Annotated in this window: 10 protein-coding genes; 7 read left to right on the top strand and 3 right to left on the bottom strand. The window is 60.4% G+C overall.

The features are described from left to right. Positions 1 to 75: 75 nt before the first annotated feature. Complete coding sequence (locus AC1DMK_RS17860; protein ID WP_477860768.1) at positions 76 to 855, bottom strand: gamma-glutamyl-gamma-aminobutyrate hydrolase family protein; 780 nt, start codon at positions 853 to 855, stop codon at positions 76 to 78. A gap of 286 nt (positions 856 to 1,141) precedes the next feature. On the opposite strand from AC1DMK_RS17860, the gene AC1DMK_RS17865 reads away from it, so the two are divergent. Beyond that, positions 1,142 to 2,248, top strand: coding sequence for a TRAP transporter substrate-binding protein (locus AC1DMK_RS17865; RefSeq protein WP_037069655.1), 1,107 nt, complete (start codon positions 1,142 to 1,144; stop codon positions 2,246 to 2,248). A gap of 268 nt (positions 2,249 to 2,516) precedes the next feature. On the opposite strand, the gene AC1DMK_RS17870 is transcribed toward AC1DMK_RS17865, so the two are convergent. Further along, positions 2,517 to 4,043: a TRAP transporter large permease gene (locus tag AC1DMK_RS17870; protein WP_037069652.1), complete on the bottom strand. Its 1,527-nt coding sequence runs from the start codon at positions 4,041 to 4,043 to the stop codon at positions 2,517 to 2,519. A 21-nt stretch (positions 4,044 to 4,064) separates the two neighbouring features. Next, a complete protein-coding gene (locus AC1DMK_RS17875; RefSeq protein WP_477860770.1) occupies positions 4,065 to 4,604 on the bottom strand; it encodes a TRAP transporter small permease subunit in 540 nt (179 codons plus the stop codon). A gap of 335 nt (positions 4,605 to 4,939) precedes the next feature. Here AC1DMK_RS17875 and AC1DMK_RS17880 point away from each other — a divergent pair, with 335 nt between their 5' ends. From AC1DMK_RS17880 to AC1DMK_RS17905, 6 genes are all read left to right on the top strand, one after another. Then, positions 4,940 to 7,243, top strand: coding sequence for a putative bifunctional diguanylate cyclase/phosphodiesterase (locus AC1DMK_RS17880; protein WP_477860772.1), 2,304 nt, complete (start codon positions 4,940 to 4,942; stop codon positions 7,241 to 7,243). A gap of 158 nt (positions 7,244 to 7,401) precedes the next feature. Next, the gene (locus AC1DMK_RS17885; RefSeq protein ID WP_037069644.1) at positions 7,402 to 8,154 is read left to right on the top strand and encodes an N-acyl amino acid synthase FeeM domain-containing protein; all 753 of its coding nucleotides are present in this window, start codon (positions 7,402 to 7,404) and stop codon (positions 8,152 to 8,154) included. A gap of 177 nt (positions 8,155 to 8,331) precedes the next feature. Further along, positions 8,332 to 8,556 (top strand): aa3-type cytochrome c oxidase subunit IV, encoded by a 225-nt coding sequence (locus AC1DMK_RS17890; protein ID WP_037070004.1) that lies wholly within the window; start codon positions 8,332 to 8,334, stop codon positions 8,554 to 8,556. Between the two features lie 100 nt (positions 8,557 to 8,656). After that, complete coding sequence (locus AC1DMK_RS17895) at positions 8,657 to 9,805, top strand: Re/Si-specific NAD(P)(+) transhydrogenase subunit alpha (protein ID WP_037069642.1); 1,149 nt, start codon at positions 8,657 to 8,659, stop codon at positions 9,803 to 9,805. After that, complete coding sequence (locus AC1DMK_RS17900) at positions 9,805 to 10,203, top strand: proton-translocating transhydrogenase family protein (RefSeq protein ID WP_037069640.1); 399 nt, start codon at positions 9,805 to 9,807, stop codon at positions 10,201 to 10,203. The genes AC1DMK_RS17895 and AC1DMK_RS17900 overlap by 1 nt, the downstream gene beginning before the upstream one ends. A 7-nt stretch (positions 10,204 to 10,210) precedes the next feature. Beyond that, the gene (locus tag AC1DMK_RS17905) at positions 10,211 to 11,605 is read left to right on the top strand and encodes an NAD(P)(+) transhydrogenase (Re/Si-specific) subunit beta (RefSeq protein ID WP_477860774.1); all 1,395 of its coding nucleotides are present in this window, start codon (positions 10,211 to 10,213) and stop codon (positions 11,603 to 11,605) included. Positions 11,606 to 11,810: the final 205 nt, after the last annotated feature.

Consider the following 11,810-nt stretch of genomic DNA (forward strand, 5'->3'; position numbering starts at 1 on the left):
GTCCGGGATGGCGGTTCCATGGACCGGCGGCCGGGTCACTCAGGCGGCCGGGGTTACTCAGGCGGCATGGTCGCTTCAGGCCACGACCTTCGAGGGCAGCGATACCGGCCTTTTGCCCGCATATTCCCGAACAGCGTCGCCGAATGCTGCGAAGATCTGGTTCGACGGCTTGTCGGTCTCGGCCCAGTACTCGGGGTGCCATTGCACACCGACGGCAAAGGCTTCGGCGCCGATGACGGAAACGGCTTCGATCGTGCCATCCTCCGCCACGGCTTCGATCTGCAGGCGCGGCGCCGATTTGGCGATCGCCTGGCGATGCAGCGAGTTTACCTGAACCTCGCCGGGCCCGATGATACGGGCGATGCAGGAACCTTCCTTGACAAAAACGCTCTGGCGGATGGCATACATGCCGTCGCGGTCGACGTCGGCTGGTTTGCGGTGGTCCCAGATGCCGGGCTGCTCCTGGATTTCGCTTGCGAGCGTGCCGCCGAGCGCGACATTCAGCTCCTGAATGCCACGGCAGATGGCGAGGAGCGGTATGGCGCGGTCGATCGCCCGGCGGATCAGCGGCAGTGTCGTCGCGTCGCGGGCAATGTCGAAAGGTCCGTCGGTTTCGGTTGCCTGCCGGCCGTAAAAAGACGGGTGTACGTTGCTCGCCGAACCGGACACGAGAACGCCATCGACCCGGTCGAGGATCGCGTCGGTCTCATAGCCTTCCTCGAAGGCGGGGATGATGAAAGCCATGACGCCGGCGGCGTTCAACGCGGCGCGGACATACTGATGCTGAACGGCATGCCAGCTGGCACCGTCGAAGGTGCGGATGTCGGCAGGAACGGCGACGATAGGTTTCGTCATTTTCACCCCGGGAAAAGATGGTGTCGGCTAATGTGAAAGACCAGAAAGGCTCCGAAGTCAACGTTTCGATGCAATGGTTGGCACAATTGCGACAGGCAGCGTCGCCTTGCCTGAAAGCGTCGCTAAGCGTCTGATTTGGATGGATATGCCCTTGTCTTCAAATCGGCGCCTTGATCTCGCAACATTGAGAGGTAGACGCCTTTGCGTCAGCATGCTTAGCTCATTGTTACGCTGCTGGTAGGGACAAGGGTGTGCCACGCAGTGCCATCTGATTGGAGGTTTTTTGATGGATCGTCGTTCATTTATGAAGAAGGCAGGGACCGCCGGCGCCGGTGCGGTCGCTGCAACTGCGCTGGCGGCTCCCGCCATCGCGCAGGAAAATCCGAAGATTTCGTGGCGCATGACCTCGTCGTTTCCCAAGAGCCTCGATACGATCTACGGCGGGGCGGAGGATATTTCCAAGCATATTGCTGCGTCGACGGACGGAAATTTCACCATCCAGCCTTTTGCTGCCGGCGAAATCGTTCCCGGCCTGCAGGCCGCCGATGCAGTCAGCACGGGCACGGTCGAGGCGGCCCACACCTGCTCGTATTATTTCGTCGGCAAGGATCCGACCTACGCGATCGGCACTGCCATCCCGTTCGGCCTGAACGGGCGTCTGACCAACGCGTGGTTCTACCAGGGCAACGGCAATTCCCTGATGAACGAGTTTTACGCGACACAGGGGATCTATGGTCTGCCGGCCGGCAACACCGGCGCCCAGATGGGCGGCTGGTTTCGCAAGGAGATCAATACGCTTGACGACCTGAAGGGGGTCAAGATGCGCATCGCCGGCCTCGCCGGCCAGGTGATCAGCAAGATTGGCGTCATTCCGCAGCAGATCGCCGGCGGCGACATCTACCCTGCTCTGGAAAAGGGCACCATCGATGCCTCCGAGTTCGTCGGTCCCTATGACGATCTGAAGCTCGGCCTGCACAAGGTTGCAAAGTATTACTACTATCCCGGCTGGTGGGAGGGTGGCCCGACCGTCCACGCCTTCTTCAATCTGGAGAAGTGGAACAGCCTGCCGAAGCACTATCAGGCGGCGCTCAACGATGCGTGTGCCTTTGCCAATACCAACATGCTGGCAAAGTACGACATGAAGAACCCGCCGGCGTTGAAGCAGCTGGTTGCCGAAGGCGCCTCGCTGCGCCCATTCAGTCAGGAGATCATGGAAGCCTGCTTCCAGGCCTCACTTGGAATCTATGGCGAGATTTCGGCGTCGAACCCCTATTTCAAGAAGATCTATGAGGATCAGACTGCGTTCAAGCGTGAAGCCTACCTCTGGATGCAGCTCTCGGAATACACCTTCGACACCTTCATGATGATCCAGCAGCGGGCAGGTAAGCTGTAGCGGTGAGGGTGGGGCCTTTTAGGCTGCAGCCCGAGGCCGCTCGGTCATGCCGCGTGGCCCCTCACTCTCCCCTCTCCGCGCCGGGGAGATCTCGGAAGGCGGGTGAGGACGTCACTTTACTTGAGCATTTCCGCTTTTCTCCGAATCGCGAAGACACCTCTGACCTTTTGTTTTTACACAATTAAAAACGCAAAACCGTTATGCGCTTTTGCTGGAATTGCTCCAACTTGTCGACAAGCCCCGGACGTCCCTCCGGGGCTTTTCCTTGTCACTTGATCACGGGCGGCTGGCTGAGATCGGCGGGCGGGGTTGCGGGTTTCGCCGGGTTCGGCAGGCCGTTCATCGGCGGCAAGGTGAGGCCCGGCAAACCGGAGGCGCCGCCCGGTGCGGTCAATGGCGGCAGCGACAGACCGTTGCCGCCAAAGCCGGGCACCTCGATCTTGATCGAGTTCGGGTCGACCTGCGGACCTTTGTTGAGCCAATAGGTCACCGACTGCGGCCAGAAGATCACGATGGCGACGAGGATAAGCTGCATGCCGACCCAGGGCAGGGCGCCCATGTAGATGTCGGAGGTCTTTACATCGCGACTGGCGATCGAGCGCAGGTAGAACAAGGCGAAGCCGAAGGGTGGATGCATGAAGCTCGTCTGCATGTTCACGCAGATCAGCACGCCGAACCAGATGAGGTCGATGCCAAGGGCCGAGGCGACCGGTGCCAGCATCGGAATGACGATGAAGGCGATCTCGAAGAAATCGAGGAAGAAGGCCAGCACGAAAATGAAGATGTTGACGAAGATCAGGAAGCCTACCGGGCCGCCTGGAATTCCCGACAGCATGTGCTCGATCCAGCGCGAACCGTCCATGCCCTGGAAGACGAGGCTGAAGCAGGTCGAGCCGATGAGGATCATCACCACCATGGACGTGATGTGCGCGGTGGAGCGCATCGCCTCCTGTATCAGCGGCCAGGTGAGGCGGCGGTGCATGGCGGCAAGTATCATGGCGCCGACGGCGCCGAGCGCTCCAGCTTCCGTCGGTGTGGCGAGCCCCATGAAGATGGTGCCCAGCACGAGGAAGATCAGCACGATCGACGGTACCATGCCGGCCAGCACCTTGAGGATCAGCGCCCAGGTGAAATCGCCGCGCACCTCTTTCGGCAATGGCGGCATCGAGCGCGGCTTCATGATCGACAGGATCAGGATGTATCCCATGAAAATCGCAACCTGCAGGATCGAGGGTCCGATTGCACCGAGATACATGTCGCCGACGGACTTGCCGAGCTGGTCGGCGAGGACGACGAGCACCAGGGAGGGCGGAATGACCTGCGTGATCGTGCCGGAGGCGGCGATCACGCCGGTGGCCAGCCTTGGACTGTAGCCGTAACGCAGCATGATCGGCAGCGAAATCACGCCCATGGTGATGACGGAGGCGGCAACCGTGCCGGTAATCGCGCCGAGCACTGCGCCGACGAGGATCACCGCATAGGCCAGGCCGCCGGGAATGCGGCCGAAGAGCTTGCCCATTCCTTCGAGCAGGTCCTCCGCCAGGCCGCAGCGCTCAAGGATGGCGCCCATGAAGGTGAAGAATGGGATGGCGAGCAGCAGGTCGTTGGAAACGATGCCGAAGAAGCGCAACGGCAGGGCCTGAAGGAAGGCTTCGCTGAAATGGCCGGTGGCGATGCCGATCATGGCGAAGAACAGGCCTACGGCCGCGAGCGAGAAAGCGACGGGAAAGCCGTAGAGCATGAAGACAACCATGCCCACGAACATTGCCGGCGGAATAATGCCGAAATCAAACAAACGTGTTCCTCCTGGGAAGGCTTACTGCAGCGGCTTTTCGTATGTTGTGTCGATCTGGACGTGGCCGCTCAGGGCCGCGATCCGTTTGATCAGCTCCGAAATGCCTTGCAGGGTCAGGAGACCGAAGCCCAGCAGAAGAATGAGCTTGACCGGCCAGCGGATCAGGCCGCCGGCGTTGGCGGATACCTCCTGCTGTTGAAAAGACAGCCAGAAGAACGGCCAGCAGAGCCAGGTGAGGAAGATGCAGGCCGGAATCAGGAATGCGACAAGGCCGATCGTATCGATCCAGATCCTTGCCCTCTCCGAGACCGCGCCGTAGATCAGGTCGACGCGCACGTGCTCGTTCATGCGCAACGTGTGCGCTGCGCCCAGCACGACGACGAAGGCGAAGAGATACCACTGGATTTCGAGCCAGCCGTTGGAACTGTAGTTGAACGTGTAACGGATCAGTGCGTTGGCGGCGCTGATCAGGCAACAGAACAGCACCATGTATTCGGACAGCCTGCCCACGAATTGGCTGATCGAGTCGATCAGCCGGCTGACGGTCAAGAATGCCGGCATGCCTTCCCCCTTTTTTGTCGCGCCTTTGGCGGCACGTTCTCCCTTTGGTAGTGATTTAGACCAGGGATTTTCAAATTGGAAGGACAACGCCCCGATGTTGGACTATGGTTTTATCAACCGCGCAAAGCAGCACGCGGCGATTTGTTGCCGGATATCGCGCGTGGCACAGGGCTATGCCAGGTTCGGGACAAAACATCCCCTCTAAGGTGCGTAAACACTTATGAAACCACGATATTCGCGTTATGGTTTCAAAAAATTCCACAAAATCCATGGTTTACCCGAAATCAAATTTTAAAGGGTTAGCGGTATGGTTTCGCCGCACAGGGAAAGTATGGATGAAGCCACATAGCCCGGACAGGGTCCCCACCGATGTGTATCTGTCGTTTGTAAGTTCTCTTTCCGGGAACCGCATGACGCTTCTGGCGGGTGTCATTGTGCATGTCGCCACTTTCCTTGCGGTAGCGGCCAAAACGCAGTCTTTCCTCTATGTCCTGCTGTCCATCGCCATCTCTTTGGTGTTCTGCGCCCGCATGGCCATCTTCCGGCAGTTCGATCGCGTCGACAAGGAGACATTGTCGCGCGCCGGAATAGAGCGCTGGGAGCGGATCCTCGTTGCCGGTGCCGCCTGCACCACCACTCTCCTCGGCTTTGCCAGCGGTTACGCCATCTTCATCCTGCGCGATTCCTTTGCGGAGTTGGCCTGCATTTCCGTCACCATGGCGACCATGGTCTCCGTCGTCGGCCGCAACTACGGTTCGCGCATTGCGGTTGACCTGCAGACGTTTTCCTGCTGCCTGCCGATGATCATCTGCAGCCTGATGGCGCTGGATTTCTATCGCGGCATTCTATCGATTTTCCTTATTCCCTTCTGGCTGACGACGCGGGCCATGGCCAACGGCGTGCGCGAGTTCCTGTACGAGAATGTCATTGCGCGCCGGGAAATCACATCGATCGCCGACCGTTTCGATACGGCGCTCAACAACATGCCGCACGGCCTGGTCATGGTCGATCCGGAAAACCGGATTCAGGTGATCAACCGCAAAGCCTGCGAACTCCTGAAGATCGGCGATCCGGAGCGGCTGAAGGAGCGCGACCTTGGCGCCGTCCTGCGTTATGGCGCGCGCTACAGCTTCATGGATTCGACGCAGCCCGAGCTAATCCTTCGTCAGATGACGCATGTTGCCGAAGGCAAGCTGTCGCGCACGCTCATCCATTTCCCCGAGGATCTGTCGCTCGAGTTCTCGGCCAGCCGTCGCGCCGACGGCGGTGCAGTGCTGATCTTCGAAGACGTGTCGAGCCGCGTGAAGGCTGAGCAGAAGATCCTGCACATGGTGCGTTTCGATGCGCTGACAGGCTTGCCGAACCGCCAGTATTTCGGCCATCTCGTGCAGGAGTATCTCGACAGGAACCCGAAAAAACGCGGCCCGCTCGGCTTTATGGTGCTTGATATCGACGAGTTCAAGCATGTCAACGACATGCGTGGCCACATCACCGGCGATCATCTGCTGTGCGCGATTGCTGCCAAGGTCAAGGACGTTTCGGGCAAGGCGATCGTCGGCAGGTTGATGGGCGACCAGTTCATCCTGTTCTTCCAGCATGCCAAGGACGTCGATGTGGTCGAAGCGGAGATCCGCCGCGTGCATACCGAACTCCAGGGCAGCTACGAGGCCGACGAGGTCAAGTTCCTCGTATCTTTGAGCGCCGGCTACGCCATCCTCGAAAGCGACGCTTTCGCGATGGACGAATGGAGCATCAAGGCCGATCTCGCGCTCTTCGAAAGCAAGTCGCGGCTGCGCGGCGGGATTACCGGCTTCGAACGTGAGATGGACGGGCGCTACATCGAGCAGCAGAAGCTGAAGGCGGACCTACGCGAGGCCGTCGATACCCAACGTCTCAGCGTCGCCTACCAGCCGATGTTCAAGGCGGACGGCTCTTCCATCGAATGCGCCGAAGCACTGGCCCGCTGGGTTCATCCGGAGAAGGGATCGATCCCGCCGGATGTGTTTATCCGGCTTGCAGAAGACATGGGGATCATCTCCGATATCACCCGATTTATTCTGTTCAAGGCCTGCAGCGACTGCATGACCTGGCCGGAGCATATCGGCGTTTCAGTCAATCTTTCCGCGCGCGACCTGCGCGACGCCGATATTCTCTCCGTGGTCCTGGAGGCGCTGGTGCACTCAGGACTGGACGCCCGCCGACTCCATCTGGAAGTGACCGAAAGCTGCCTCATCGACGAGCCGGCCGCCGTCCGGACGATTCTTGCCGAATTGCGCTCGCGCGGCATCACCATTGCCATCGACGATTTCGGCACCGGCTTCTCCAGCCTCAGTTATCTCGACACGCTGCCGCTCGATATCGTCAAGATCGACCGATCCTTCGTGCGCAACATCGTCGAGGATTCCCGCCGCCTGAAGCTGTTGCGCGGGACGGTCAACCTCGCTCGCGAGCTCGGTCTGAAGATCGTTGTCGAGGGGGTGGAAACGGAAGAACAGCTCGCGGTTCTCAACAAGCACCGCAGTGCCGATCTCGTCCAGGGCTACGTGTTCTCGCAGCCGGTTCCATCGCAGAACATCACCATCCTGTCCCAGAACCTCAGCCGCCGCGCTTCGTCGAAACGCCGCCCCAGGGTCGCCTGACCTCCACGATCACATTGATCTGACCGCGCCCGAACAGGGTTTGTGGGCCAGACGCCGTTAACCTTAATAATTCAAATATAACGCAAATTGTCTTAGTTCCTTGCCCCGCGCCGCATTTTCATATGATTAATACTTCGTTAACTGACGAACGGGGCATCATGGTGAGCACTCCTGTAACGACGAGCGATTTCAGCAACAAGCTTCTCGAGATTCTGGACCATGTCGAGTATCGGCGCATCGAAAGCAACGAGGACATGGTCGAGATAGAACGGTTGCGCTACAAGGCCTACAAGGCGCGCGACACGCTGGCGCTMGCACCCAAAGGACTGCTGGACGCCAGCGATTTCGACAGCCATGCTCATGTCTTCGGCCTGTACTATTATGGTGAACTCGTCAGCACGATACGGCTCCATTATGTAACACCTGAGCATCGGGTCAGTCAGTCCGCCGGCGCGTTCCCCGAGGCGATGGATGCGCTCCTGGATGCCGGACTTACCCTGATCGACCCCGCGCGTTTCGCCGCCGACCCGGAGCTGACCGTCGATCTGCCGTGGCTTCCCTACCTGACGCTGAGGCCGAGCATCGTTGCGGCGGCGTATTTCCGCGCCGACCGCGTTCTTCAGTTCTGCCGGCCGCCGCATGCCGCCTTCTACAAGCGGGTCTTCTATGCCGATACGATCGTTCCTGGCCGGCTGGCGAAGAACTACGGCATCGACATGACGCTGATGGCGACGAATGTGATCGAGGTCGGGCGCAAGCTCCTGACGCGCTATCCGTTCTTCATCTCCAGCGCCAGCGAACAGCGCCTGATGTTCTCGCGCAAACCGGACGATACCTTGCCGCCGCTCACCATTATCCCGACCGCGCGCTTCGTGCCGCAGGGCGAATTCGGAACCGATCTGCCGCTCTGATCCAACGTGCTGAATTGCATGAGAATGCCGCCCGCCCGCGGCATTCTCATGCATTGCGCTTTCTGCGCGCTTTGTGTATGGCCTCTCAAGGGAATTTTCCTCGTGGGACCGAGGGAAGCATGGCAGTCGCGCGGCCGCACCATCATGTCGGCCGGGATTTTTGAGGGAGACGATATCATGGCCGAACATCACACCGGACCTGCCGAAGTCGGCGCGGCGATGGACTACAAGGAACATGAGAACACCTACAACATGTTCCTTGCGGCCGCGAAATACGGCACGCTTTTTCTCGTAGCCTTGTTGCTCGGCATGACGGCGGGTTTCTTCGCCGGTGCGGGCTTCCTCGGCGGCCTTGTCGTTCTCCTGATCGTATTGGTCGCCGGTATCGTTCTGCTGCGCTAAGCGCAGGCGGAAGCGAGGCGACTTTTCAAGAACGTTTCAATGATGCTTGAGCTGAGCAGGGAGACCTGCTGCGGTCTTGCTGACCCGGAGGAGGGGGCGGTTGGGCAATATTATTTTCGTGGCCAAGGAAACCACGGGGGATGAGACGCGTGTTTCGGCGTCTCCTGAAACCGTAAAGAAGATCAAGGGCCTCGGGCTCGACGTTGTCGTCGAGGCGGGCGCGGGCAAGCTTTCCAGGATCCCCAACAGCGAATACGAGGCCGTCGGGGCACGGATCGGGTCGGCGGGAGACGCGGCATCGGCGGATGTCGTACTCAAAGTGCGACGGCCAACCGAGGTGGAAATCGGCGGCTACAAGAGCGGCGCCGTCGTCATCGCCATCATGGATCCCTACGGGAATGACGAGGCGATTGCCGGTATGGCGAAAGCCGGTCTCTCCACTTTCGCCATGGAACTGATGCCGCGCATCACGCGCGCGCAGTCGATGGATGTTCTCTCTTCTCAGGCCAATCTTGCGGGCTATCAGGCGGTCATCGAGGCCGCAGCGGTTTATGACCGCGCCATGCCAATGATGATGACGGCCGCCGGTACCGTTCCGGCCGCCAAGGTGTTCGTGATGGGTGCGGGCGTCGCAGGACTTCAAGCGATCGCAACCGCTAGACGCCTGGGTGCCGCTGTCTCGGCCACCGACGTCCGCCCCGCCGCAAAGGAACAGGTTGCCTCGCTGGGTGCGAAGTTCATCGCCGTCGAGGACGAAGAGTTCAAGGCGGCTGAAACCGCAGGCGGCTATGCCAAGGAGATGTCTGCGGAATACCAGGCCAAGCAGGCAGCGCTCGTCGCCGAACACATCGCCAAACAGGATATCGTCATCACCACGGCGCTGATCCCGGGACGCCCGGCGCCAAAGCTCGTCTCGCGCGACATGCTGAAATCGATGAAGCCGGGCGCGGTCGCAGTCGATCTCGCCGTCGAGCGCGGCGGCAATATCGATGGCGTCAAGCCAGGCAAGGTTGCCGATGTCGATGGCGTCAGAGTTATTGGCTTTGCGAACATGGCAGGCCGCATCGCGGCCAGTGCCTCGGCGCTCTACGCCAAGAACCTCGTCACCTTCCTTGAGACCATGGTCAACAAGGACACGAAGGCGATCGCCTTCAATCGCGAGGACGAACTGATCAGGGCGACCATGCTGACGCATGCCGGCGATGTCGTGCACCCGGCATTCGGCGGCGCGAAGAAGGGGGACAAGTAATGGCTACAGAACAGATGGACCGGGCGCTGGATCAGCTGAACCAGGCTGTGAGTGCAATTGCTTCGGCTGCAGCCAATGCACCGGAGGTGGCGAGTGCTGCGACCGGCGGCGTGATCGACCCCTTCGTCTTCCAGTTCGCGATCTTCGTGTTGGCGATCTTCGTCGGCTACTACGTCGTCTGGTCGGTGACGCCGGCGTTGCATACGCCGCTGATGGCCGTCACCAATGCGATTTCATCCGTCATCGTCGTCGGCGCGCTGCTTGCGGTCGGTATCTCGACCAGCGGGCTGGCGACCGGCTTCGGTTTCGTCGCGCTCGTGCTCGTATCGGTGAACATCTTCGGCGGCTTCCTTGTCACCCAGCGCATGCTGGCGATGTACAAGAAGAAGGACAAGTGAGAACCGCATGACCAGTATCGCAGCCTTTCTTTACCTCGTCTCCGGTGTCCTCTTCATCCTGGCGCTACGCGGACTTTCCCACCCGGCGAGCAGCCGCAAGGGCAATCTCTACGGCATGGCCGGCATGGGAATCGCCATCCTCACGACGCTGACGCTTGCCACGCCTTCCTTCGGCGGCTTCGTGCTCATCGTCCTCGGTCTTGCGATCGGTGGCGGTGCCGGCGCCTATATCGCCCGCGTCATTCCGATGACCTCGATGCCGCAGCTGGTGGCCGGTTTCCACTCGCTGGTCGGCCTTGCCGCGGTTCTCGTCGCGGCCTCGGCACTCTATACGCCGGCTTCCTTCGGTATCGGCAATATCGGCGAAATCCACACCGAAGCGCGCATCGAAATGGCGCTCGGTGCGGCGATCGGTGCGCTGACCTTCACCGGTTCGATCATCGCCTTTCTGAAACTCGACGGGCGCATGTCGGGCAAGCCGATCATGCTGCCGTACCGCCACCTGATCAACGCAGCGCTGCTGGCGCTGATCGTGTTCTTCATCGTCGGATTGGGGGCTTCGGAAAGCCATTTCGACTTCTGGGCGATTGTCGCCCTGTCGCTTGCGCTCGGCGTTCTGCTGATCGTTCCGATCGGCGGCGCCGACATGCCTGTCGTCGTGTCGATGCTGAACTCCTATTCGGGATGGGCAGCGGCCGGCATCGGCTTCACGCTCGGCAATCTGGCGCTGATCATCACCGGCGCGCTGGTCGGCTCGTCGGGGGCGATCCTGTCCTACATCATGTGCAAGGGCATGAACCGCTCGTTCGTGTCGGTCATCCTCGGTGGCTTTGGCGGCGAGGCGTCGTCCGGCACCACCGACAACTCCGACAAGACGGTGAAGCTCGGCTCGGCGGAGGACGCGGGATACCTGATGGCGAACGCGTCCAAGGTCATCATCGTGCCGGGCTACGGCATGGCGGTGGCACAGGCCCAGCATGCGCTTCGCGAACTCGCCGACAATCTGAAGAAGAACGGCGTCGAGGTGAAATACGCGATCCATCCGGTCGCGGGCCGCATGCCAGGCCACATGAACGTGCTGCTGGCCGAAGCGAACGTTCCTTATGACGAAGTCTTCGAGCTCGAAGACATCAATTCGGAATTCGCCCAGGCCGACGTCGCCTACGTCATCGGTGCCAACGACGTCACCAATCCGGCGGCGCGCGACGACAAGACCTCGCCGATCTACGGCATGCCGATCCTCGACGTCGACAAGGCCAAGACCTGCATCTTCGTCAAACGCTCGCTCGGCTCCGGCTACGCCGGCATCGACAACACGCTGTTCTACAAGGACGGCACGATGATGCTGCTTGGCGACGCCAAGAAGGTGACCGAAGAGATCAACAAGGCGATCAACCACTGAGGCATCGCCAAGCCTGAGGGCTTCGACCAGGATCGAGGGCGCGCAAACCGCGCCCTTTTTTCATGGTGCGCCAGGCATGGCGCGTTGTGCGTAAGCACTGTTTGACCGGGATGGTATCCGGTCGACGACTTGGAGGTGCAAGTCCTCTACGGGCCCTGGTGATGGGAACCGTTAGCCAAACAGCAAGGGCGTTATCGCGAGATAA

This window comes from Rhizobium sp. 05L419 (genome assembly GCF_056397845.1).

Excerpts from the sequence above, each read along its gene's own strand:
- AC1DMK_RS17860 (WP_477860768.1), bottom strand. The coding sequence starts at position 855 with ATGACGAAACCTATCGTCGCCGTTCCTGCCGACATCCGCACCTTCGAC.
- AC1DMK_RS17865 (WP_037069655.1), top strand. The coding sequence starts at position 1,142 with ATGGATCGTCGTTCATTTATGAAGAAGGCAGGGACCGCCGGCGCCGGT.
- AC1DMK_RS17875 (WP_477860770.1), bottom strand. The coding sequence starts at position 4,604 with ATGCCGGCATTCTTGACCGTCAGCCGGCTGATCGACTCGATCAGCCAA.
- AC1DMK_RS17880 (WP_477860772.1), top strand. The coding sequence starts at position 4,940 with ATGAAGCCACATAGCCCGGACAGGGTCCCCACCGATGTGTATCTGTCG.
- AC1DMK_RS17890 (WP_037070004.1), top strand. The coding sequence starts at position 8,332 with ATGGCCGAACATCACACCGGACCTGCCGAAGTCGGCGCGGCGATGGAC.
- AC1DMK_RS17900 (WP_037069640.1), top strand. The coding sequence starts at position 9,805 with ATGGCTACAGAACAGATGGACCGGGCGCTGGATCAGCTGAACCAGGCT.
- AC1DMK_RS17905 (WP_477860774.1), top strand. The coding sequence starts at position 10,211 with ATGACCAGTATCGCAGCCTTTCTTTACCTCGTCTCCGGTGTCCTCTTC.